At 57.0% G+C, this 21,657-nt stretch carries 22 protein-coding genes, 1 tRNA gene and 1 pseudogene; 8 read left to right on the top strand and 16 right to left on the bottom strand.

What is annotated here, in order from left to right:
- Nucleotides 1-416 precede the first annotated feature (416 nt).
- Nucleotides 417-1,796 carry an MmgE/PrpD family protein gene (locus V0R37_RS11980; protein ID WP_420374743.1) on the top strand — a complete coding sequence of 460 codons (1,380 nt, stop codon included), beginning with the start codon at nt 417-419 and terminating at the stop codon, nt 1,794-1,796.
- Between the two features lie 63 nt (nt 1,797-1,859).
- On the top strand, nt 1,860-2,867 hold the full coding sequence (locus V0R37_RS11975) for a Bug family tripartite tricarboxylate transporter substrate binding protein (protein ID WP_420374742.1): 1,008 nt from the start codon (nt 1,860-1,862) through the stop codon (nt 2,865-2,867).
- A 111-nt stretch (nt 2,868-2,978) separates the two neighbouring features.
- Here the strand turns inward: V0R37_RS11975 and V0R37_RS11970 are convergent, their stop codons facing one another.
- A complete protein-coding gene (locus tag V0R37_RS11970; protein WP_420374741.1) occupies nt 2,979-3,881 on the bottom strand; it encodes a cupin domain-containing protein in 903 nt (300 codons plus the stop codon).
- Nucleotides 3,882-3,895: 14 nt separating this feature from the next.
- Nucleotides 3,896-4,876, bottom strand: a complete 981-nt coding sequence (locus V0R37_RS11965; RefSeq protein ID WP_420374740.1) for a Bug family tripartite tricarboxylate transporter substrate binding protein — start codon at nt 4,874-4,876, stop codon at nt 3,896-3,898.
- 358 nt (nt 4,877-5,234) lie between these two features.
- Here V0R37_RS11965 and V0R37_RS11960 point away from each other — a divergent pair, with 358 nt between their 5' ends.
- Both V0R37_RS11960 and V0R37_RS11955 read left to right on the top strand, forming a co-directional pair.
- Complete coding sequence (locus V0R37_RS11960) at nt 5,235-6,461, top strand: AI-2E family transporter (protein WP_420374739.1); 1,227 nt, start codon at nt 5,235-5,237, stop codon at nt 6,459-6,461.
- 99 nt (nt 6,462-6,560) lie between these two features.
- On the top strand, nt 6,561-7,622 hold the full coding sequence (locus V0R37_RS11955) for an AI-2E family transporter (protein ID WP_420374738.1): 1,062 nt from the start codon (nt 6,561-6,563) through the stop codon (nt 7,620-7,622).
- Nucleotides 7,623-7,642: 20 nt separating this feature from the next.
- Here V0R37_RS11955 and V0R37_RS11950 read toward each other — a convergent pair whose 3' ends face one another.
- Genes V0R37_RS11950 through V0R37_RS11940 form a run of 3 tightly spaced genes read right to left on the bottom strand, consistent with a single transcriptional unit; the run spans nt 7,643 to nt 9,960 of the window.
- Nucleotides 7,643-8,017, bottom strand: a complete 375-nt coding sequence (locus V0R37_RS11950) for an MAPEG family protein (protein ID WP_420374737.1) — start codon at nt 8,015-8,017, stop codon at nt 7,643-7,645.
- Nucleotides 8,018-8,025: 8 nt separating this feature from the next.
- Nucleotides 8,026-8,508 carry a DUF2141 domain-containing protein gene (locus tag V0R37_RS11945; RefSeq protein WP_420374736.1) on the bottom strand — a complete coding sequence of 161 codons (483 nt, stop codon included), beginning with the start codon at nt 8,506-8,508 and terminating at the stop codon, nt 8,026-8,028.
- Between the two features lie 21 nt (nt 8,509-8,529).
- The gene (locus V0R37_RS11940) at nt 8,530-9,960 is read right to left on the bottom strand and encodes a carotenoid oxygenase family protein (RefSeq protein ID WP_420374735.1); all 1,431 of its coding nucleotides are present in this window, start codon (nt 9,958-9,960) and stop codon (nt 8,530-8,532) included.
- Nucleotides 9,961-10,187: 227 nt separating this feature from the next.
- Here V0R37_RS11940 and V0R37_RS11935 point away from each other — a divergent pair.
- Nucleotides 10,188-10,263 (top strand) — tRNA-Thr (locus V0R37_RS11935).
- Between the two features lie 80 nt (nt 10,264-10,343).
- Here V0R37_RS11935 and V0R37_RS11930 read toward each other — a convergent pair.
- The 9 genes from V0R37_RS11930 to V0R37_RS11890 are packed head-to-tail and all read right to left on the bottom strand — an operon-like array spanning nt 10,344 to nt 16,371.
- Nucleotides 10,344-11,273 carry a ribokinase gene (locus V0R37_RS11930; RefSeq protein WP_420374734.1) on the bottom strand — a complete coding sequence of 310 codons (930 nt, stop codon included), beginning with the start codon at nt 11,271-11,273 and terminating at the stop codon, nt 10,344-10,346.
- Between the two features lie 15 nt (nt 11,274-11,288).
- Nucleotides 11,289-11,732 carry a ribose 5-phosphate isomerase B gene (gene rpiB, locus V0R37_RS11925; RefSeq protein ID WP_420374733.1) on the bottom strand — a complete coding sequence of 148 codons (444 nt, stop codon included), beginning with the start codon at nt 11,730-11,732 and terminating at the stop codon, nt 11,289-11,291.
- 34 nt (nt 11,733-11,766) lie between these two features.
- The gene (locus tag V0R37_RS11920) at nt 11,767-12,135 is read right to left on the bottom strand and encodes a transporter substrate-binding domain-containing protein (RefSeq protein WP_420374732.1); all 369 of its coding nucleotides are present in this window, start codon (nt 12,133-12,135) and stop codon (nt 11,767-11,769) included.
- 11 nt (nt 12,136-12,146) lie between these two features.
- The gene (locus V0R37_RS11915) at nt 12,147-12,566 is read right to left on the bottom strand and encodes a transporter substrate-binding domain-containing protein (protein ID WP_420374731.1); all 420 of its coding nucleotides are present in this window, start codon (nt 12,564-12,566) and stop codon (nt 12,147-12,149) included.
- A 27-nt stretch (nt 12,567-12,593) separates the two neighbouring features.
- Entirely contained in the window at nt 12,594-13,349 is a 756-nt protein-coding gene (locus V0R37_RS11910) for an amino acid ABC transporter ATP-binding protein (protein ID WP_420374730.1), read from the bottom strand.
- Nucleotides 13,342-13,998, bottom strand: a complete 657-nt coding sequence (locus tag V0R37_RS11905; RefSeq protein WP_420374729.1) for an amino acid ABC transporter permease — start codon at nt 13,996-13,998, stop codon at nt 13,342-13,344. Before V0R37_RS11905 ends, V0R37_RS11910 begins: the two co-directional genes overlap by 8 nt.
- 12 nt (nt 13,999-14,010) lie before the next feature.
- A complete protein-coding gene (locus tag V0R37_RS11900) occupies nt 14,011-14,691 on the bottom strand; it encodes an amino acid ABC transporter permease (RefSeq protein ID WP_420374728.1) in 681 nt (226 codons plus the stop codon).
- Nucleotides 14,688-15,590, bottom strand: a complete 903-nt coding sequence (locus tag V0R37_RS11895) for an NAD(P)-dependent oxidoreductase (RefSeq protein WP_420374727.1) — start codon at nt 15,588-15,590, stop codon at nt 14,688-14,690. Before V0R37_RS11895 ends, V0R37_RS11900 begins: the two co-directional genes overlap by 4 nt.
- A 40-nt stretch (nt 15,591-15,630) precedes the next feature.
- Entirely contained in the window at nt 15,631-16,371 is a 741-nt protein-coding gene (locus tag V0R37_RS11890) for a FadR/GntR family transcriptional regulator (RefSeq protein WP_420374726.1), read from the bottom strand.
- A gap of 131 nt (nt 16,372-16,502) precedes the next feature.
- Here V0R37_RS11890 and V0R37_RS11885 point away from each other — a divergent pair, with 131 nt between their 5' ends.
- A complete protein-coding gene (locus V0R37_RS11885) occupies nt 16,503-17,357 on the top strand; it encodes a putative RNA methyltransferase (RefSeq protein WP_420374725.1) in 855 nt (284 codons plus the stop codon).
- 213 nt (nt 17,358-17,570) lie between these two features.
- Here the strand turns inward: V0R37_RS11885 and V0R37_RS11880 are convergent, their stop codons facing one another.
- On the bottom strand, nt 17,571-18,470 hold the full coding sequence (locus V0R37_RS11880) for an NAD(P)-dependent oxidoreductase (protein ID WP_420374724.1): 900 nt from the start codon (nt 18,468-18,470) through the stop codon (nt 17,571-17,573).
- A 243-nt stretch (nt 18,471-18,713) separates the two neighbouring features.
- On the opposite strand from V0R37_RS11880, the gene V0R37_RS11875 reads away from it, so the two are divergent.
- Together V0R37_RS11875 and V0R37_RS11870 are read left to right on the top strand one after the other, a co-directional pair.
- Complete coding sequence (locus V0R37_RS11875; RefSeq protein ID WP_420374723.1) at nt 18,714-19,412, top strand: GntR family transcriptional regulator; 699 nt, start codon at nt 18,714-18,716, stop codon at nt 19,410-19,412.
- Between the two features lie 680 nt (nt 19,413-20,092).
- On the top strand, nt 20,093-21,115 hold the full coding sequence (locus tag V0R37_RS11870) for a Bug family tripartite tricarboxylate transporter substrate binding protein (protein ID WP_420374722.1): 1,023 nt from the start codon (nt 20,093-20,095) through the stop codon (nt 21,113-21,115).
- Between the two features lie 189 nt (nt 21,116-21,304).
- Here V0R37_RS11870 and V0R37_RS11865 read toward each other — a convergent pair.
- A pseudogene (locus tag V0R37_RS11865) lies at nt 21,305-21,563 on the bottom strand (IS3 family transposase); the annotation flags it as partial.
- Nucleotides 21,564-21,657 lie beyond the last annotated feature (94 nt).

The raw sequence follows: 21,657 nt of genomic DNA, 5'->3' as shown, positions 1-21,657 counted from the left end.
GCTAGATCGCGCAAGCCGGTATTCAAGCCACCGCCGGCGAATGGGGTACCTATCGAATCCACCGTCATATAAGCATCCTGCTCGGCGCCAAGGCGGCTCCATATGCGCTCGGACCGCCGTCGTCATGTCGAGCACTTGGCGGATGGTGGCATTGCCAAACGCCGCAGGGCGGGGAAGCGAAAATAAGATCCATCGTCGAAGCGAACGATTCGATCGGCGGTAGGCGGAGAGCCCACCATCCACTCCATCCTGGCCGGATCGCTGACTGCCGCATCCATCTTACACATCCACGCCGTAATGCAAATACATTGACATCAAAAACTTGTCTACCTAGAATACCTATTAAATAGAATAAACGTTCTATTAAGCAGAACAACCATTAATAAGCGGTTCACGCCGCCGCGAGACAAATCCGCATGTCACTACTTCAGTCCCCCTCGCCGACGGCATCGACGCGCATCGCCGACTACATGGACACCTATGCCTGGCAGGAATTGCCCGCGCATATCCAAACGGAAGCCCAGCGCGCATTGCTCAACTACCTTGCCTGCACGATTGGCGGTGCAGCCACGCCATCCATGGACGCCGCCGTAAAAGGCGTCGCTATCTTGGACACGGCAAAAGATACACCGGTAGCCGGCCGTGAGGAGCGCTGCGGCATGTCCAGCGCGGCCCTGCTGGGCGCCCTGAGCGCATCGGCCCATACCTTCGACGATACCCATCTGGCCACGATCACCCATCCGACAGCGCCCGTGGCTTCGGCGTGCCTGGCGGCCTCACACCGGCTTTCCCAGATCGGACGGCCCGTTCCGGGCACTCGCCTGCTGGCGGCGATTGCCGCCGGCATTGAACTGCAGTGCCGCCTGAGCAATGCCATCAAGGCCGGCGGTACGGCGCACATGGGGTGGTACATCACCGGACTGTCCGGCGGTGTCGGGACGGCGATCGCAACAGGACATCTGCTGGAACTCGACCATGAAGCCATGGTCTCGGCCATCGGCCTGGCGGCTACCCAGGCTTGCGGGCTGCGCGCTACGCACGGCAGCATGGCCATCGCTTATGTGCCGGGGCTCGCCGCCCGCAGCGGCATCGATGCCGCCTTCCTGGCACAGGGCGGATTCCGATGTTCATCCATTGCACTGGATGGCCGGAATGGCCTGCTCGACGTTCTTTCCGGCGCAACGGATGCGACGGCAATCACCGAGTCGCTCGGGTCGCGCTTCGAGCTGCTGAACAATGCCTATAAACCGTATCCCTGCGGGATCGTGATCCATCCCGCCATCGATGGATGCCTGCAGCTGCTGTTGAAACACTCCATCACGACCGAAGACATCGAACGCATCGAACTGGACACCCACGCCGATGCAATGAAGCTTTGTTGGCGCCGCTTGCCGGAAACGGAACTCGAAGCGCAAGTAAGCCTGTTCCACTGGGTAGCTGCGGCAACCGTGTTCGGTTCCGCCGGCCTGGCCCAAGGTACGCTGGCTGCCATTCAGGACAGCCGGGTCTGCGCCCTTCAGGAACGCATCGAGGTCAATGTACGGCCCGAACTGCGCGACACGCAGGCAAATGTCCGCATGATCATGAAGGATGGCAGTCGATTCGAGGCCAAGGTCATCGACGCGATCGGCAGCACCCGCAATCCCATGACCACCGATCAGTTGGCCGAAAAGTTCCGCGCGCTCGCCAACCCCGTCATCGGCGTCGACAAGCAAAAAGCGGTATTCGCAACATGGGCGAACCTGCCCCACGAAAACGATGCGGCCGCGCTTTTACATATTATGGCTCTTTCCTGACAGTACCTGCCTGGCACTGCGCTGCACACCTACACGTCACCGACGCCCCCAAAGGAGATAAATATGAAATCCAAAAACAAACGAATTACCCGCCGGCGCATTCTGCAAGCGCTGGCCTGCCTGAGCCTGGGGCACGGAATGCTTCTGTCGCCGGCCCCGGCGCAGGCGGCGGACTTTCCCAGCCAGCCCATTACGCTGATCGTCGGTTTCTCACCCGGCGGCTCAAACGACATCACCGCCCGTGCGATCGCGGAACCGCTATCCAGGATACTGGGCGTCTCCGTCGTTGTGGAGAACAAGGTCGGAGCGGCCGGCATGATCGCCACCAACGATATTGCCCGCTCGAAACCGGATGGCTATACCCTGATGGTAAGCAGCGCCAGTCCGCTGGTCATCACGCCCCATACGCATGACAACGTCAACTACGACACGCTGAAGGACTTTCAACCGATCAGCCTGATCGGCATCACACCCGAAACCATGGCGGTGAATCCCCGTGTCCCGGCCACCGATCTGAAGGGCCTGATTGAACTGGCACGGAAAGACAAACTGAGCATCGCGTCCTCCGGCACCGGCGGCCTGCCGCACCTGACGATCGAATTGTTCCGCAGCCAGGCGGGCGGCCAGGTCATCCATATTCCGTACAAAGGCGCGGCTCCCGCCGTCACCGATACGCTTGCGGGGCACGTCGACGCCATCGTCGTGGATCTTCCCGCCGTGTACAAGCATATCCAGAGCGGCGGATTGAAAGGCATCGCCATGGCCAACGACAAACGCTCGGAGTTCCTTCCCGACCTGCCGACAAGCGGCGAACAGGGCATGCCTGTATTCGTCGGTGTGAACTGGATTGGCCTGATCGGCCCCAAGAACCTGCCGAAGGACATCACCCGGAAACTGCACGAAGCGGTGCTTGAAGCGGTCAAGGACCCAAAGCTCAAGCAAACGCTGGCATCGGCCGCGGTCGAAGTGTCCACCAGTCCTTCCCCGGACGCTTATGGCGCATTCATCAAGGAAGAGTTCGAGAAGTGGGGGAAGATTGTGAAGGACACAGGGATCGACGCCAAACAGTAAGGCTGCGCACTGGACCTCGGCTTCTTCCAGCGTGGGCCGCGTTATCCATCGCGGCCCACGCTGTCGAATAGCGCCATGCGCACGCCCTCTCGTTAAGGGGCTTAGCCCGCGCTATGTGAGAGAGAAGCCCATGGTGCGGCAGTGATAATGCAGCCCGCCATCTTGAACAATCAACAGCAATGCCTCGTCGGAAGTCGGATTGTGATGGGAATGCATGCTGCCGGCCGGCGTCAGAAATGTCGCAAACCTGGACCAGACCACCTTCTGATCCTCGACCATGGAATAGCTGTCCGAACATTTCAGCACCAGGGAAATCGCCGCCGAATTATGGCGGTGCGGCATCTGGAAATCGTTCGGCGCAATCGAGTTGAAAGCTAAAGTAAAAGCGGGCGATACGGTACTGCGCCCGCCGGCGTCCATGCCCAACATCACGGAACGCGCCTGCTTGCCATTGCGCCGAGTATGCCGCATGGCCTCGTCCAGGGCCTCTTCCATCATCTTGCGGGTGTAGTGAGTCGGCCGCAAGGACGATTCGTCGACCGGCGCAGGCCATAGATTCTCGAACGCCAGCAACGGTTCATTGGTGCACAGCCACAGCACGGCGCCGCCCGGCGCCGCGGCTTCATGGACTTCCTGCGCGCCACCCGGCAGCACGAAGACATCGCCCTCCGACCATTGAATGCATTCATTCCGCAAGCGTGTGCTTCCGCTTCCCTTCAAGACGCAGTAGATCTCCGTGCTCGCCCGGTAGCGCACCGTAAGCGGCTGCGCTGCCGAAAGCCGAATATAGGAGGCGAGCATGAGCGGCGACGTGGCGGGCCCGGCGCTTCCCACCAGGCCGCCAAGATTGCAATGGATCTCTTCAGACGCGCCGTCGGCAGCCATGGCGGCATCGCGCTCTGCTTCGAAGATATGCGGCGGGATGTCCGCCAGTTTCACATTAAAGGCATTATCGACGCTGAAGAACCTGGAGCGTTCTTGATACGGGGTCATGCCAGGGCTGGTTGTTCCCATGTTTCTTCCTTTGCTCATTCCACTTTCACGCCCACTTCTTCGACGAACTTCTTCCAGCGGGGAATTTCGGACGCGATGAACGCCTGATAATCCTGCGGGACGCCGCCAACGACAAGGAAACCCGCCTTGGCGAGCCGTGTTTTGGCCTCTTCCCGATTCAGTTCCTTGTTGAACGCATCGGAAAGCCACTGCACCACCGAATCAGGCGCAGCCTTGGGCGCGAACAGGCCCAGGGAATAGGAGAAGTCCACTTGCGGGTAACCCAGCTCGGCAAATGTCGGAACGTCAGGCAGTTCGGGCAGGCGCTTGGAGCTCGTGACGGCGAGCGGCTTCAACTGGCCGTTCTGTATGTACTGAAGGCTGGAAGCCACGGTCGCCATCGTGGCTTGGGTTTCCCCTCCGATCAGCCCCACCAGCGACGGGCCACCTCCCTTATAGGGAATATGCGTGATATCGACCTTGCTTGCATGCCTGAACTGCTCCATGGCAAAGTGAACGGGACTGCCATTGCCCGCCGAGCCAAAATTGAACTTGCCGGGGTTATCCTTCAGCAGCTTGATAAATTCCTGCAGCGTATCGGCCTTGACGTCCTTGTTCACCTCGAGAATGAAAGGCATCTTCACCAGCTCCACCACAGGCTTGAAGTCCCTGGCGGCGTCATAGGGCAGCTTATCGCCCACAAGCGCCGGGTTGATGACGAAGGAATTGTCGAAGAAACCCAAGGTATAACCGTCCGGCGCCGCGTCGGCGACGAATCGCGTTCCGATCTGCGCACCGGCCCCCGGCTTGTTGTCGATGATGGCATTCAGCCCCGCCGAAATCTGAATATCCTTCGTGACCAGGCGGGCAGCCACATCGGACGCCCCGCCCGGCACATAGGGCACCACAAAGCGAACCGGCTTGGCCGGATAAGACTGGGCGCAGGCCAAGCCCGAAACTACCGTCAGGGCGCTTACCGCCATTACCTTTTTCAAAGAACCGAAAACCGAATTCATGCCATTTCCCCCTGGTTGTCTTCTTTTGCCACTTTTCGATTCGCGCGTCAGCACGGGATCGTTGGTGAAACAGTTGTTGTCGTTCTTTCTGAAAGAACGATCGTTCTATATTTTAAGGTAGGATAAGAAATGCCAACATCTAGGACTAACCCTGAACATGCCGTCGCATGCGGGCTTTTCTTCGAAGCCGGTTTTCCCGATTGTGGTCACTGCCGGCTCGCTCAACTGCGCGCTACGTTGCGTTACAAGTCCGATTGAGCAAAATCCCAAGGCGGCGTATTGTGTGCATGCCCTCTTTCGCCACGCAGGGACGAAACAGCGGCCGCACAACAAGCAATACGTATAGCCGGAGATCGCGATGGATACGGTGAAACCCAAAGAGTCTGCATCGCAGCCCCTGACAACGAGCCACAGCCCATCGCCAGATGATCGCGGCACCGCCGCAACGCAGCCGGCTTTGGACGCCGCGGCGTCCTCCAAGCCCAAAGTGGCGGCAGGCGGACTGGCATTGACCACGCTGGCAACCATTGCCTTCGTCTTTGCCTTGCAGTGGGCGCAGGAATTCTTCATTCCGCTGATTCTCGGCATATTGATTTCCTTTACGTTGAACCCCTTGGTCTGCGGCTTGGAACGCATCCGGCTGCCACGCGTCGTCGCGGCCAGCGTCGTCATGATGGCGCTGTTCGGATCCAGCGCGCTGGTGGCGACATCGGTATACAACGAAGCGCAATCCATCATGGACGAATTGCCCATCGCCACATACAAGCTGACGCGCGCATTCAAGCGTGTGAACAGTGGCGAGTCCAGCACCCTGGAAAAGCTGCGCAGCGCCGCCAACACCTTGAAGGAGGCCGCCGCGCCCAGCACCGAAGGGGCGGATACAAATCTGCAGCACACGGTAACGACGCCCCCTGCCGTGGTTCTGAAGCCGACCGACTTCAATCTGAATGACTGGCTGTGGGCAGGCTCTGTCAGCGCGGCGGCCTTCGTCGGCCAGATGACCATGGTGCTTTTCCTGGTGTTCTTTGCCTTGCTGTCGGGCGATACCTTCAAGCGCAAGCTGGTGCGTTTGACCGGCCCCTCGCTATCGAACAAGAAGATCACCGTGCAAATCCTGGACGATATAAACACCTCGATCCAGAAGTACATGCTGATGCTGCTGTTGACCAACACACTGCTGGGCCTGGCGACATGGGCGGGGCTGCACTGGATAGGGCTGGACAATCCGGGGGCCTGGGCCGTCGCCGCCGCGCTGCTGCACGTTATCCCCTACTTTGGCTCCCTGCTGGCCTCCGTGGCCATCGGCTGCGCCGCCTTCCTGCAGTTCGAATCGTTCTCGACCATGCTGCTTGCGGCAGGCGCCACATTGGCGATAGCCACCTTTGTCGGGATGCTGGTCGCTACCTGGATGACCGGCCGAATCGCCAAAATGAACGCCATGGCGGTGTTCGTGGCGCTGCTGTTCGGCGCCTGGCTTTGGGGAGTATGGGGAATGCTGTTATGCGTTCCCATCATTGTTCTCGTAAAAGTTGTTTCACAGCATATAGAAGGGATGCAGCCCATTGCGGAACTGTTGGGCGAATAGGATGGGTTTCGCATAGAATTGCCTGGGTGACGCCGTCTGAAGGGCTGCGCCCGCTACGCGATATCTTTTGCGCAGCCCGCCCGCACTCATGGATACTGGATGAACAACTCCAACCTTTATTTCCGCACATTTCTACTGCTTCTGGCCATTGTTACCGTGGCCTTCATATGGGTATTGCTTCCTTACTACGGCGCCATTTTCTGGGGCACCATATTGGCCATCGTCTTCGCTCCGCTGCACCGGCGCCTGCTGGCCAAGCTGCGCAGCAGGCCCAATTTGGCGGCGTTTACCACCCTGATGATCATCGTCCTGATGGTGATCATCCCGCTGATACTGATTACCGGTTCACTGCTGCAGGAAGGGGCGGCCATCTATAAGCGCCTGAACACGGGTGAACTGAATCTTGGCGCCTATTTCGAACAGATCATGAGCGTCCTGCCCTCGTCGGTGCACGACATGCTGACCCGATTCGGCGTGGGCGACATCTTCAGCCTGCGCGAAAAGCTTTCGGCGGGTGCCTTGCAGGGCAGCAAATTTCTGGCGACGCAGGCCGTCAACGTGGGTCAGAATACATTCGAGTTCCTGATCGGCCTGGGCATCATGCTTTACCTATTGTTTTTTCTGCTGCGCGACGGCGCCCAGCTGGCCCGCCAAAGCAAGCAGTTGATTCCGCTCAGCGATGAGCATCAGCAACATTTGTTCCGGAAATTCACCACAGTGGTCCGGGCTACCGTCAAGGGCAATATCGTAGTGGCTGCGACGCAAGGCGCGCTGGGCGGACTCATGTTCTGGTTCCTGGGTATCCAGGGCGCATTGCTTTGGGGCGTATTGATGGCCTTCCTGTCCTTGCTTCCGGCGGTCGGCGCGGCGCTGATCTGGGTTCCCGTCGCGGTTTACTTTCTGGTTACCGGCGCCATCTGGCAAGGCATCGTCCTGACACTATTCGGTGTGCTGGTCATCGGCCTGGTGGACAACATCCTGCGTCCTTTGCTGGTCGGAAAGGATACCAAGATCCCCGACTATGTCATATTGATCTCGACGCTGGGCGGACTGGCGGTCTTCGGCCTGAACGGTTTTGTGATCGGTCCGCTGTTTGCCGCGCTGTTCATCGCCTGCTGGGACTTGTTTCCCTCGGCCATACGCATGAACCAGGAAGAATGAGACCCGTCCGGCCAGGCGCGCTAGTTTCCGGCAAACAGCATGCCAATGTTCACAGCCAGCGCCAAGGCCCAAGCCAGGGTGCGTAGCCCGCCGTACCCGGCGATGTAGACGCCCAGATAGACCAGCCGCAATACGATCCACGCGGCCATCAAGCCCGCCAGCCATTGCGGATCGGCCTGACGGTACAGCGCAAACAATGCGGCGGCATAAAAGAAGGGCAAGCCTTCGAATAAATTTATCTGCGCCGCATTGGCCCTGGCCCGCCAGCCTTCCTGGCGCGCAATCCAGGCGCGGGGATTATTGTTGTCGTAGGCCTCGCCGCCCGCCTTGGAAGCCGCCGCGGCAAAAAACGGCAGAAAAGCCGCTATCAATAAAAACCAAGTAATGATGCTCATGCCGACTCCTAGTAGTTCAGGCCTATGCCGACGGCGGATCCTTCGGCCGGAAACGTAAAACGGGCTTCGTCAAAGCTGGGCGCACGCATCTTCGGACGTACGTTATTGGAAAATCCATAGCCTTTTGTCGGGATGCCGAAAAAATTCGTTTCCAGCTTGCCGCTGCCATTGTCGTCATGGAAGACGGCAATCGCATATTCCCCCGGCTTCAATCCTGCGAAGACGGCCTTGGCCGAATGCGTGGCTCCGTCGATGGATGCCATGACCTTACGCAGCGCTTTGGAAGCGTCCTTTGGAAACCCCTCGGCGCTGGAATACACCGCGATGGCCACCTTGCCATCGGTATTCTTCACACCCGTCACCAGGACGGCAAGATCGCCGGCCACAACAGCTTGTGCACACAAGGCCAACAGCAGAAAGGCCGCCAGGCCCAGTATCAGCCGGGGCATCCGCAAGATGCGTGTCCAGCGATTGGCGGCATTTGTTTTCATGCTGTGCCTCTTAAAAAACCGTCAGCCGCGACGATCATGCCAACAGCCGTGAAAGCTCAAGGGCGTGGAATGCGTCAACAATACGCGGGCAACAGGGCCGCTGGACAGCCGGTCGGACTGGAAGATGCCCAGGAAGGAATTACCGGTGACCGCATCCAGCCCCACGGTAAGCAGCCAGCCTTGCTCCGTAGCCGATAAAGAGTCGCGCACAAATACCGGTTCGCCCAGGTGGGCGGCATCGTCCACGAAAATCGCCTCGCGCTGCCCGCTATCCATATCCACCCGCGCCAGCCCATTATGAAACACCGTGGCATCGGCCGCCGTGGTGAAGTAGCCAACGCGATGACGGTGCCCTGCAATGCCGGCATCCACCATGGGGAACTCGTGGTTCTCTTCGCTTAGCCTGTCCTGAGCCAGGCTCTTGCGGGGAACATTGATAATGTAGCGGCGCAGCAGGCCTTTGTTCTGCTGCAACCCAGGCTTGCCCTCCATGATCATGCGAAAGGCGGCCTTCTCTCCCAGGAAATGATCGGGAGCATCGTAGCCCACGAAATCGGCCACGATGGAGTCCCCCATGTCGAATGCATTCAGGCTATGCCACATGAAGCAGGCATCGGTCTCCAGGAAGACGGGCGGATTGGCGCCGGCCCGATCCAGAACCGCCACCATGTTGCCTTTCTGGGGCCGCCACTGCAGGCTATCGGTAAAGCTGGCCAAGCCGGCCAGAAAGCGCGGCAAAGACAGCTCCACCGGATGCAGCAGGATGACCACATAGCGCTCGGTAAAAAACCAGTCATGAATATACGAAGGCCGAGGCGATGCGACACGCTGATGGCTAAGCTGCGCGCCGCCAGCGTCACGCACAACCAGGTCCAGCCAGGTCCTGGGTCCGTGCTCCACACCCAATAGCAGCCATTGCCCGTTGCGGCCGTCCGTCTTGGTATGCGCCTTGTAATCGATATGCATATCGGCCGGTCCCACCTGCCGCTCGCCCCACGTTTCCAAGGTATCGGGATCCAGCCCATAGGGCAAGCCGACTTCATCGAAAGCATACAGACAGCCATTTTTAAGCACCACGGTCACACCCGCTTGCGACCGTATCTTGTTGCCCACATTGCGTATCATGCCGCCCGGAGCTCGCGTCGTCCAGGTGGGCATGACAAAGCGGCCGGCATCTTGTTCAGCGTGGTATTTGCGGGTGCGGACGAAACGATTGCGGTACCTGACGCGGCCCTCGGAAAAATCGAAAGCCTGTATCATGCCGTCGCCATCCAGCAGATGGCGCTTGCGTGTCTCGCCCAATTCAAAGCGACCGGGCCCGTTGCGATACAGGGTTCCCTTGAGTTCCGGGGGTATCGTGCCCTGTATTTCAGGAAAATAATCGTGTTCCTGCACCATCGAACTGGCCAGGCCGGCCAGCGGCGCTATCGTGGCTGTGGTTGCGTTCAGCATCAGGAGGCCTCTTGGGATGTCAATGACGGCACGTGATACGGTGGAAAGCGCGATACGGAAATAATTATAGGCGGGCGGCTGGCTGGAAGCCAAAATAAATTGAGGAATACTCCTCTGGAAACAAAAGGGGAAACATCCGTCCCAGCCCAACAGCGGCAATCAAAATATGTATAATAATGGGCTTGGCAAAGATCGGCCCTGCACAACAGGGCTATTTCATGCCGAACGCCGATGTAGCTCAGTTGGTAGAGCAGCTCATTCGTAATGAGAAGGTCGAGGGTTCGACTCCTTTCATCGGCACCACCAGAATCAAACGCTTGCGCCAATCCTTCGGGGTTGGCGCTTTGCTTTTCCATGAACATGCCTGGCGCTGGTCCGGAAAATTACATTTGCCCCGCCAAGGCAAGTTCGATTTCCGTCAATGTCGGCATGGACGAAGCCGCGCCATGGCGTGTCACGGAAATACCCGCCAGCGTTGCCGCGAATCTCATCGCGTCCCGAATTGGCAAACCCTTGCCCAACCCGACTGCGATGCCGGCTATAAAGCCGTCTCCCGCGCCTATGGTGTCAATACACGCACCCGCGCTGAAGGGCTCGATCAGAAAGGTATCCGCAGGGCCGCAGTACAGTGCGCCTTTTTCACCCAGCGTGACAATGACATTGCGCGCGCCTTTGCGCAAAAGAACCCGCGCCGCGGTTTCCGCCTGCGAACATGTTTCAACAGGCAACCCGGTCAGCAGGCTGGCTTCGCTTTCGTTGGGAACGATATAGTCGCACAGAGAAAAAATATCGTCGGGCAGATCCAGGGCGGGCGCCGGGTTCAAGATGGCGATCACCCCGTGCTTGCGAGCCAGTTCCAGGCCTCGGCGAGCGACGTCCACCGACTGCTCCAACTGCACCACAAATACATCGGAAGCGGCAATGTCGGACTCGATCCGGTCCACATCGGACGCCTGCATCAATCGCGAGGCGCCGGGGAAAACCGTGATGGCGTTGCCGCCGGTTTTCGAATCCAGAAAAATGCTGGCGGCGCCGGTTGCCTGGCCCTTGATAACGCTTGCCTTGCTCCGCAAACCTTCGCGAAGCCAAAGTTCGACAGCCTCCCGGCCGAAGGCATCGTCCCCGATAAACGTAAAAAAGGACACATCGGCGCCCGCCCGGGCCGCGGCAATCGCCTGGTTCGACCCCTTGCCGCCATGCCCCCGCATGAAATTCGTTGCGGTAACGGTTTCACCGGGAGCCGGCATGCGGTTCCCGGTGAAAACCAGATCGGCGGCATAAATGCCGGCCACGAAAAGCTTAGGACGTGTCATGAGCTCCCCGGCCGTTTATGCCCGATCCATTTCGTGCAGTTGCTCCACACGGCGCCGGCAATCCTCGTCGGTGGAAAATTCGGCGCTCAGGTAGGCCGCAACCAGATCATTCGCAAGCCAGGGTCCGATGATCATCGCGCCTATGCACATTACATTCACATCGTCATGCTCGACGCATTGATGCGCGGAATGAATGTCATGGCACACCGCCGCCCTGATGCCTTTTATCTTGTTGGCGGCAATCGAAGCTCCGACACCGGTGCCACAAACCATAATGCCTCGATCCGACAAACCGGACTTGATGCAATCCGTCAGTTTCCTGGCGATATCCGGAAAGTCCACGGGAGCATCGTCGAAGCTGCCCACGTCCCGCACTTCATGGCCCAGGCTTTTGACAAAATCGGCCACTGTTTTCTTCAGGGGCCAGCCCGCATGATCGGAACCGATAACAATACGCATGATTCACTTCCTAAAAAAATGCCAATAAACCGACCTACTTTCCGCGCATATCTTCCGGCAGATCGGTACCGTAATATTTCTTGTAAATTTCGTTGAGCTTGCCGTTCTTGATATTTGCCTCGACCCATTCATTGACTTTCGCCAACAGCCTGGCTTCACCCTTCTTTACACCGATCGCCAGATCGAAATTGCGCAACACAAACAGCGGCTTGAAATTATTTTTTCCTATTTTCTTGTCGATCTGCGCGACGAGCGATTGCGAGGTGGCGACCATCTTGGCCTGTCCGCTTACGGCGGCGGTTACCAGGGTGGCATCGTCGTCGTAACGGGCAACCGTATAACCGTACTTGGATGCCTGCGGCGTCAGCTCGGTATCCTGGGTCGTGCCGCGCGTTACCGCCACCGTGTGGCCTTTCAGTGTCTCCAGGCTCTTGACGGGTATGCCGTCAATCCAGCCACCACCGACTGGAGCACGGCATAGCGCTTGGAGAAATCGATGACCTTGGCGCGCTCGGCCGTCACGGACAAGGTCGATACGACAATGTCCGCCTTGTCCGTTTGCAAGTTGGGAATGCGGGTCGCACCCGTCGTCTGGATAAGTTCGTACTTGACGCCCCAGTCCTTGGCCAGCAGTTTCCCGACTTCGACATCGGCCCCGATGGGCTCAAGCGAGGCGCTCATCATGCCCGCCGGCGGAATCCCGAGATCCGTCGAAATCCGGATGACCTTGTTCTTCTGGATGTTGTCCAATACGTCGGCATGGGCGGCGCCCATCCCGCCGGCCAGCACACCCAGCGCGCACAGCATTGAAGCTGCAATGATACGTTTTTTCATTGGTATGTCTCCTGTTGATTTAACGTCTTAAAGTTCGTTCTGCATGAACTCCCTCAGCTCCGGGGTATGGGGATTGTTCAAGATGCCTGCCTCCCCTTTTTCCCAAACCTTGCCTTCATTCATGAATATGATGGTGTCCGCGATTCTTCGGGCAAAATTCATTTCATGAGTGACCATGATCATGGTCATGCCTTTCTTTGCCAGGTCCTCAATGACGCGCAGCACCTCGCCGGTCAATTTGGGATCGAGCGCGGACGTTACTTCGTCAAACAGCATGACTTTGGGTTCCATCGCCAGCGACCGGGCGATGGCGACCCGTTGCTGCTGCCCGCCGGACAATTGATCGGGGTATTGCCCGGCCTTTTCCACTAGCCCCACCTGGTTCAATACCCGGTGCGCCAGTTCGCGGGCATCCGCCTTTGCGAGCTTCTTGACCGCCCTCGGCGCCAGCATGACGTTCTCTTCTATCGTCAGGTGCGGAAACAGGTTATAGCTTTGAAACACAATGCCGATATCCTGCCTCAGCGCCCTCAGGTCGACGCCGGGCTTGTGGACCTCATGGCCGCATACGGTAATGGAACCCGCATCTATGGTCTCCAGTAGATCTATGCAGCGCAGCGCCGTGCTCTTGCCCGATCCGCTCTGGCCAATAATGGCCACGACCTGGCCCTTTGCGACCGCCATGTCGACACCGCGCAAAACCTCGGTGTGGCCAAACTTTTTATATACGCCTTCAAGGCTGACCACGATCTCGCGGCTCGGTTCTTCGTTGACGCTATGCATAGGATTTCTCTCCGGCCCTGGCCTCCAGTTTTCGACTGAATATCGAAAGCGGGTAACACATTGAAAAGTAAAGAACTGCGATCAGCATATAGATGAGAAAGGGCTGGAAGGTCGTGTTATTGACGATTTGCCCGGCCCTTACCAGTTCGATGAATCCGACGACCGAGGCCAAGGATGTGTTCTTTATTATCTGGACCATGAATCCCACGGTGGGCGGCGTGGCGATTCTGATCGCCTGCGGCAGGACGACCTTCATCATCCTTTGTGTGCGCGACAGGGCCAGGCATTCCGCGGCCTCCCACTGGGCTTGCGGAACGGACTGAATGGCGCCGCGCCAACTTTCACCCAGGTAGGCGGAGACATACACCGACAGGGACACCGACGCGGCCAATAGCGGCGACACCGACCAGCCGATGGCGGGGAGCCCGAAATACATCAGGAACATGAGCACCAGAACAGGCGTACCCTGAATGATTTGTATATAAAACGCCATGGCCAGCCTGAGCCATTTTTGCGTCGATATCCTGCACAGCGCGACAATCAGCGCCAGGACGCCGCCGCACAGCAGCGCGATGGTGGACAGCCCCACAGTCCATAAGGCGCCTTTCAACAAAAACAGCAAATATCCGGCAGCGAAGCTTTGACCCATCGTTCACCTCGCCTAGATAAAGGCCGCAAGATTTCTGCGGCGCCGAAAGATGGCCAAGCCGAAAGCCCAGAACAGAATTCTTAAAAAAATGGACAACACGACATAGAGGGCGCCGACAACGATATACGTTTCAAATGGCCGATAGGTATCGGACTGAATGAAGTTGGCGACGGCAGTCAGTTCTTCCGCCGATATCTGCGAGCAAATCGACGAAGCCAGCATCAGAAGAACAAATTGACTGGTCAATGCCGGATAAACCCGCTCCAGCGCCTGCTTCAGCACCACATGCCAATAGATCTGCCGCCGGGATAGCCCCAGCGTTTCCGCCGCTTCCAACTGCCCTTTCTCGATCGAGTCGAAACCGGCCCTCATGATTTCCGCCGAGTAAGCGCCTACATTGATGGTCAGCGCGATCATGGACACCGTGACTGCCGGCAATGACAGGCCCAGGCTGGACAAGCCGAAATACACCAGGAATATCTGCACCAGCAATGGCGTATTCCGGATCGCCTCGATGTAAGCGCTGCATATTTTCCTGAGCCAGGGTGTCCTTCCGCGTTTGCCGATGGCGCAGAAGGTGCCCAGCACAAATCCGCAAGCCGTCGCGACCAACGTCAGTCTGATCGTCAGGTATATGCCCTGAAGGACCATATCCCATCGGTCAAACACCACGGAAAAATCCAGGTTCGTCATGCGGATTTCTCCCGCGTCCTGGTTTGATTCGCACTGCGGTCATACACGGAAAACAAGGCCTGGTTGCCGTTGGCCCCTTCGCCATGAGCCCGCGCCTCGAGATACTGCGTGGTGACCAAAGCACTGGCGGGTAGCGGCACGGACAAATCAAAGGCCAGCTCTTGCACGAGCTTCAAATCCTTCAGCATCAAATCAATGCGAAAGCCCGCCTTGGCCTCGCCATTTATCATGGCTGGCCCAAGCTTGTCCAGCATCCACGATGCCGCCGATCCGCCCATCAATACCTGGCGCAATATTTGCAGGTCGACGCCTGCCGCCCGCCCCAAGGCCAGGGCTTCGCAGATGGCCTGGATGTTGATCCCGCAGATCAGTTGATTGCATAGCTTCAAGGTCTGGCCGGCGCCTGCCGATCCAACATGGGTAATCGTTGTCCCCATCGCTGCCAGTACAGGCCGTGCCACTTCGAAAGCATGCGCCTGGCCTCCGGCCATGATGGTAAGGCTGCCTTCCTGGGCGCCCACCGGGCCGCCCGATACCGGCGCATCCAGGAAGGCGATTCCTTCCGCGGCCAGGTCGGCGCCGATCTGGCGCGCCGCCACGGGCGAAATCGTGCTCATGTCGATAATCAGATTTTGCGCTGGCGGGTGGCTCGACAAGCCCTCGCCGCCGTAGATGACCGATTGCACATCCGGCGTGTTCGGCAGCATGAGGACGACGGCATCCGACCGGCTTCCCAACTCGCTTACCGTGGCGGCCGCGCTGGCGCCCAGTGCGACCGCATCCTGGACGGCATTCGGCACAACATCGTGCACCACAAGCTCGTAACCCGCCTTGATGAGATTGGCCGCCATACGCCGGCCCATCGTGCCCAAGCCAATGAAACCCACCTTTCTTATCATGTTCGCACTCGTCTCCTTCCAGGCGCCGCTTGCGGCACGCCTATTTCAACGCCGTTTTAAAAGTCGCCTGATATCGCCTTTCGTCTCCAATTTGAAAATGAATACGGAGCTGTTCATCTGCGCTCTGCTCGTCTTTCTCTGCAAGGGCGCGGAAGATCTTCCGGTGGTCTTCTATGATTTGCAATTTAAGGTCGGGGTCCCGCTCGACGACTCCGCGCCTTTCCGTATGCAGGCGGATGAACAAGGGCTGCATTGCCTTGTACATGCTGATCAGCGTGTCGGACTTGCTGGCGCGCACGATGGCCGAGTGGAACTGGAAATCCGCCATGCCGCCGTCCTGCGGCGAATCTATCGTTTCCTTGATGGCGAGAAGCGCGCGGCTGATGTCTTCAAGATCCTGCGGAGTGATCCGCTGACAGGCCAGGCGTATGGCCTGGCATTCGATGGCGACGCGCGCTTGCATGATGTCTTCGATGACCCCGCCATCCTGCGCCAGCGTGAAGGCGAAAATATCGCCCAGGACCGAGGCATCGGGCTTCTTCACGAAAGTACCCACCCTTTCGCGTATTTCGACAACGCCTATCATCGCCAGCGCGCGCAGCGCCTCGCGCACCACGGGCCTGCTGACCTCCAGATGCTCGGCCAATTCTCGTTCCGGCAGCAACAAGTCTCCGGGGCGAAGCACGCCTTCCAGCAGCTTCTCCCGCAGAAACAGGAAAACCTTCTCGTACCCCTGCTTGCCCTCGTCTTGGGCTCGAATGATGATGGCGGCTCTTGTCATGCCTTTGGTTTTACCACAGGCCTATCCAGACCAAATATCATGGAATACCCCGATTTGGCGGCGGCGACGCAGGCAATCTTCAGTACACTGTTTGACTTCCGCTTCTCCCTTCCTTCACGCCAGCCTCCTACATGATGATTCCGTTTGAAGCCTTGGCCTGCCCGCTCGATGGCGCGGCATTGCATCGCCGCGAAAATACCTGGCAATGCGTATCGAGCCACTGCTTCGATATTTCCAGCCAAGGCTATGTCCACCTGCTTCCGGTGCAAAAAAAGCGTTCGCGCGATCCGGGCGACAGCAAGGAGATGGTGGCATCGCGCCGGCGGTTTCTGAGCACCGGCGCCTACGATCCCATTGCCCGGGCCGCAGGCCAAATGGTTCTGAAAGATGTGCCGGCCGGCGCGACCCTAAGCTGCCTGGACGCCGGATGTGGCGAGGGCCACTATCTGCGCAGCCTGGCGGCAAGCGCCGGCCCCGACACAAGACTTGCCCTGGCAGGCCTGGACATTTCCAAATGGGCTGTCCAGGCTGCCGCCCGGCGAGACAAGCAGATGATGTGGCTGGTGGGCAGCAATGCCAATCTTCCCATACAGTCCGCGAGTCTGGACTGGATACTTTGCATGTTCGGTTTCCCGGTCTATGCTGAATTCGTCAGAGTCCTTAAGCCCGGCGGCCAGCTGTTGCAGGTGGATGCGGGCACCCGCCATCTGCAAGAACTGCGGGAAATCATCTACCCTGCGATCAAGGCCGAACGCAAGGATAGTGAGGCCGGGCCGCCCGGTTTCGAGCGCGTGGAGTCCGACACGCTGAAGTATTCCGTGCCGTTGTCGAACGCGGAGCAGGTCTCCGACCTGCTCACCATGACGCCGCACCTGTACCGGGCGAGCGCAGAGGGCCTGGCCAAAGCGCGGGCATTGACGCAGCTCACCATCACAGTGGATGTGCGCCTGACCCGATACAGGCTAGCCCAAGGAGGATTTGGATAGTCGAGCGTTGAGTCCAATTCACTTTGACCCGCCAGATGCTGCCTGTTACTACGCGAACCTGTGTAGATACCATGGATCAGCACTTGCCATCGTCGCCGCCGACTATCATCATAGTGAAAGACCGGCACTCTCAATCAAAGATAGGGATTGACGCTGAGCCATCGGAAATACTGGTACACGTCGACCCAAAGGCTCAACCCCACGGCCTTGTATTCATTGTTCTTCCACTGCGTCGAGGGCCGCTTCATACAGACGGATCAGCGATGCCGACTCAGCGAAGCCATGGCCGTCTTCCACGTACAGGCTGTAAAGCGTTTGAGCACAATCAATCAAAGGCAAATCCCGACCATGATCTCGCGCGAACGCCGTAACGGCTTTCAGATCCTTAAGTAGCTGGCGGGCGTAACCCGTGGGCGCATCAAAATCGCGCTGTGCGATGCGCGGGTACAGTCGCTGCAGCAGGACACTGTCGGCTAGGCCATTCGACAGACATTGAGGCAGCCGCGCTACGTCAATACCCGCAGCCTCTGCCAGCAAAACAGCCTCTGTCATCAAGGTATAGCCAACGCCAACGATAGCCTGATTGATGATCTTGGCGGTTTGGCCGCTGCCACAAGGCCCCATCAAGGTGACCTGTGCGCCCAGGTCGCGCAACACGGGTTCTGCCTGTCGAAAATCTTCGGGCGAGCCACCCGCCATGATGGTCAATGCGCCGTCCAGGGCGGCTCCCGGTCCTCCGGAAACGGGCGCATCCACCCAACGCAAACCAGCTTCTGCAGCCGCGCGCACCGCGAAATCACGGGTGGCCTGCGGATCAATGGTAGACATGTCGATCAGCAGCTTACCTCTATTCTGCTGGGTCCCAGCCAGGCGATGCTCTCCAAAGACGCACTGGCGCACCGCTTCAGTATCCAAGACACAAAGCAGAACCACGTCGGAGCAATTGATGACATCCTGTGGACTATCGGCAGTAGCCGTCCCGATCGAACTGGCCAGTTGCAAGCGGGGCGCATCGCGATCCCAGGCTGTCACACTCCATCCCCGCTGCACCATCCGACGCGCCAGCGCTTCGCCCAAAAGTCCTACTCCAACAAGGCCGATTCGCTCCTTCATTTCATCTCCTTTTGATACTCCAGCTCCAGTAACATACTTTTAGCCATCGACTACTCGCCAGCCAACATTAGCGTGAATTTAGGCTGCACTGGAAAATTGCGAACAATTATAGTAAAATTGTCAACATAAAGACAAAAAATTCCATAGATCACATGTCAATCGACCCACTTCTTTACTATACTTAAGAAGCTTCAGGGCCCTGTGGCCACCCGTAGTATGCATGCCTTACCCCCTATGAGAACCATGAACAAAGTAAATCCACGCAACTCGGAAACGATTAGTGTTCGGCTTGACGATATCCGCAATCGAGTACGTGAGATGATCGCAACCGGGCAACTAAAACCAGGGGACCGGGTCAACGAACAAGCGCTGGCTACTCAATTAGGTGTTGGACGAAACTCCGCTCGCGAAGCTCTGCGGTCTCTTGAGCGAACCGGCTTGGTTCATATCGTACCGAACCGAGGCGCCGAAGTGCGCAAGATCTCACTCGAAGAAGCTCTGGATTTGTACGATGTTCGTGCAGGACTGGCACATGTTTCGGGAAGGCTTATCGCCTCTCGCCTAGAGGTAGAAGAAGAAGCACTGTTGATCAAGCTGATGGAAGATATGGATAGTGCCATGCAACGTCGTGATAGTGCCGCCTATTATGACTTGAATCAGGCTTTCCATAAGCACCTCATGGCAGCCACGAAAAACCCACGGCTGATTGAAGCGAACGACGGAATAGAAGCGGAACTAACTCTTTACATACGACAAGGTGTTTACACTATTGCTCAAATGCGGAACTCGCATGAGGAGCACCTGCGGATAATGGAAGCACTGCGCAATGGTCAAGCGAAGGAAGCTGCTGACGCATTTGAAGAACATGTCCTTATTGGTAAGCAACGCATGCTCGACACCGTCGCTCGCCAAGCGCCGAATCATTATGAACACACCTTATAAAAAATTTAAGACTGAACATTATTAAGCCAGCCAACTGTGCCTCAAGGTGTGTTCTTCAAATCTTTCCTACCAGCTCCATAATTCGCAAATCCATGAGCACTTGATACGCATCAAGCTGCTATCTGAGTGCGATTTGCTATGCCTTGCTCGGCCGGACCAAACATATCAAACCCGGTAGCAGTGGCTACACGAAGTGCTCGGCGCGCCCGACTATACCCATATCTAAAAATGCTCAACGTCTAATCTCTGATGTAAAGACGCGCTACTTGAGTCGCGTAGAACAATGCGCCGTAAGCCATCGCACTATCACGGGCAATTAAAAAACCCATACAAAAATCTCTATACATAACGCTAGTCCATGCAAGCATGCTGAGCGAGCCTGGACACGAGAATACCGGCCCCCTCAAGAAATTGCACATGTAAAAGCTCGATTTTCGACAATTCCCCTTCTACTTTGACATATTGTCTACTATATATATAAATAACGGGACAATATAAAAATATAAACAACACATTTATAATTTTCAACTTACACACATAGATATACTATACACAAACATAATTTAATTGCAGACAATTTATGCTTGATTGTCAATATTATGGTTTAATACAAAAAATCAGAACACAGGCAAGCTCTGAGCCTTTATGGCCTGCCTTGCCTATACAACTAGGAGACATGCATGCTATTTCAACGCTTCCCATTCTTTGAACACATCAGGCGAATATATTTGACGCCCATAGTCCCGGCCAGCCTGATGGCAGTGCTTCTTATTGTGTATGCCGCGCCAAGCAGAGCAACTGCTAGCTATCCCGATAGACCTGTCACCATAGTCGTACCGTTCGCCCCAGGAGGAGGCACGGATATCATTGCGCGGATGGTGGCTGAAAAGCTCGGCAACAAGTTCAATCAGTCGTTCATCGTGCAAAATTTGCCTGGAGCCGGAGGCACAATAGGAGCCGCCAGCGTAGCCCGTGCAAAACCCGATGGATACACCTTGCTCGTGTATCACATTGGTATGATTTCCTCGACTTATCAGTTCAAGCTTCCCTACGATCCGGTGAAGGATTTCACGCCTATTACTCTACTTACATCGGCAGCGAATCTGGTAGCAATCAACCCCAATCTTCCCGTCAATAGTCTTCGAGAATTTATTGCTTATGCCAAAGCTCATCCAAACGAACTTAACTTTGGCTCATCGGGAATCGGGGGCGCCGATCATTTGGCTGGCGAATTGCTAAACACCGTAGCGGATATCCAGACCACCCATGTACCTTATCGGGGAGGCAGTCCCGCCATCGTTGCAGCGGTGAGTGGCGAGGTCCAGTTCGTAATGGGAACGGCGTCTCAGGTGGTCGGCATGGTGAAGGCAGGCAGGCTAAAAGCATTAGCGGTCATGCAAAAAAAACGCATTGCTTCGCTTCCTGACATACCCACCACTGAGGAAGCTGGCTTACCGGAATTGGATTACTCAACTTGGTTCGCTTTATGGGGGCCCGCCGATGTCCCCTCCGACATTGTGCTTAAGTTGAACAAAGCTGTCGCCGAAGCATTGGAGCAAGACGAGATGCGAGTGAAGCTGGCGGAAATAGGCGTAGAGCCTGTATTTACTACTCCACAAGAGTTTCAAACCATGTTTCAAGCGGAAAGCGTGAAGTGGGACAAAATACTCAAAAATGTATTTGCCGACAAAAAGCTTCAATGACAGTGATGCACATGGGGGGTAACGCCCCCCATGTGCCGACCTTGAAGATTCTGGATCTCTGTCATAACTATACCTAGCTAGATAGCGCGGCGGCATTACAACGAAAGTCGTACACATCAAGGAAAGATGTGTTGCTGACAAATCATTATGTCCTAGTCAGGGGTGCGGACGTTTTCTTGGACAGTTTATTTATATAGCCATCAATCCCAACGCCTGACGATATTTGATGGGGCTATGCCCACCAAGGGAGAGCTTAATCCGGCGCTCGTTGTACCAGCGAATATAGCCGTCGATCCGCTCCATGAAGTCTTCCAGAGTGACGTCCCGCCAGTTTCTTGGATAGATCATCTCCGTTTTCAGGCGTCCGAAGAATCCCTCGCACGCCGCATTGTCTGGCGAGCAACCCTTTCTTGGACATCGAACGCGCCAGTTTGGCGATGTCAGTCCGGCAGTGTCTGCCGCAGATGTAATGACCCACTGAAATCCTGCTCAGGTGATAATTTAGGAAATCACCATGAGTATGAAGATGCAAGACGAGATCA

The organism is Pollutimonas rozaliensis (assembly GCF_048751585.1).
GTDB lineage: Bacteria > Pseudomonadota > Gammaproteobacteria > Burkholderiales > Burkholderiaceae_B.
The sequence above is the reverse complement of the archived record's forward strand: the minus strand, read 5'-3'. Positions and strand labels throughout refer to the sequence as shown.

Excerpts from the sequence above, each read along its gene's own strand:
- V0R37_RS11980 (WP_420374743.1), top strand. The coding sequence starts at position 417 with ATGTCACTACTTCAGTCCCCCTCGCCGACGGCATCGACGCGCATCGCC.
- V0R37_RS11975 (WP_420374742.1), top strand. The coding sequence starts at position 1,860 with ATGAAATCCAAAAACAAACGAATTACCCGCCGGCGCATTCTGCAAGCG.
- V0R37_RS11970 (WP_420374741.1), bottom strand. The coding sequence starts at position 3,881 with ATGGGAACAACCAGCCCTGGCATGACCCCGTATCAAGAACGCTCCAGG.
- V0R37_RS11965 (WP_420374740.1), bottom strand. The coding sequence starts at position 4,876 with ATGAATTCGGTTTTCGGTTCTTTGAAAAAGGTAATGGCGGTAAGCGCC.
- V0R37_RS11960 (WP_420374739.1), top strand. The coding sequence starts at position 5,235 with ATGGATACGGTGAAACCCAAAGAGTCTGCATCGCAGCCCCTGACAACG.
- V0R37_RS11955 (WP_420374738.1), top strand. The coding sequence starts at position 6,561 with ATGAACAACTCCAACCTTTATTTCCGCACATTTCTACTGCTTCTGGCC.
- V0R37_RS11950 (WP_420374737.1), bottom strand. The coding sequence starts at position 8,017 with ATGAGCATCATTACTTGGTTTTTATTGATAGCGGCTTTTCTGCCGTTT.
- V0R37_RS11945 (WP_420374736.1), bottom strand. The coding sequence starts at position 8,508 with ATGAAAACAAATGCCGCCAATCGCTGGACACGCATCTTGCGGATGCCC.
- V0R37_RS11940 (WP_420374735.1), bottom strand. The coding sequence starts at position 9,960 with ATGCTGAACGCAACCACAGCCACGATAGCGCCGCTGGCCGGCCTGGCC.
- V0R37_RS11930 (WP_420374734.1), bottom strand. The coding sequence starts at position 11,273 with ATGACACGTCCTAAGCTTTTCGTGGCCGGCATTTATGCCGCCGATCTG.
- rpiB (WP_420374733.1), bottom strand. The coding sequence starts at position 11,732 with ATGCGTATTGTTATCGGTTCCGATCATGCGGGCTGGCCCCTGAAGAAA.
- V0R37_RS11915 (WP_420374731.1), bottom strand. The coding sequence starts at position 12,566 with ATGAAAAAACGTATCATTGCAGCTTCAATGCTGTGCGCGCTGGGTGTG.
- V0R37_RS11910 (WP_420374730.1), bottom strand. The coding sequence starts at position 13,349 with ATGCATAGCGTCAACGAAGAACCGAGCCGCGAGATCGTGGTCAGCCTT.
- V0R37_RS11905 (WP_420374729.1), bottom strand. The coding sequence starts at position 13,998 with ATGGGTCAAAGCTTCGCTGCCGGATATTTGCTGTTTTTGTTGAAAGGC.
- V0R37_RS11900 (WP_420374728.1), bottom strand. The coding sequence starts at position 14,691 with ATGACGAACCTGGATTTTTCCGTGGTGTTTGACCGATGGGATATGGTC.
- V0R37_RS11895 (WP_420374727.1), bottom strand. The coding sequence starts at position 15,590 with ATGATAAGAAAGGTGGGTTTCATTGGCTTGGGCACGATGGGCCGGCGT.
- V0R37_RS11890 (WP_420374726.1), bottom strand. The coding sequence starts at position 16,371 with ATGACAAGAGCCGCCATCATCATTCGAGCCCAAGACGAGGGCAAGCAG.
- V0R37_RS11885 (WP_420374725.1), top strand. The coding sequence starts at position 16,503 with ATGATGATTCCGTTTGAAGCCTTGGCCTGCCCGCTCGATGGCGCGGCA.
- V0R37_RS11880 (WP_420374724.1), bottom strand. The coding sequence starts at position 18,470 with ATGAAGGAGCGAATCGGCCTTGTTGGAGTAGGACTTTTGGGCGAAGCG.
- V0R37_RS11875 (WP_420374723.1), top strand. The coding sequence starts at position 18,714 with ATGAACAAAGTAAATCCACGCAACTCGGAAACGATTAGTGTTCGGCTT.
- V0R37_RS11870 (WP_420374722.1), top strand. The coding sequence starts at position 20,093 with ATGCTATTTCAACGCTTCCCATTCTTTGAACACATCAGGCGAATATAT.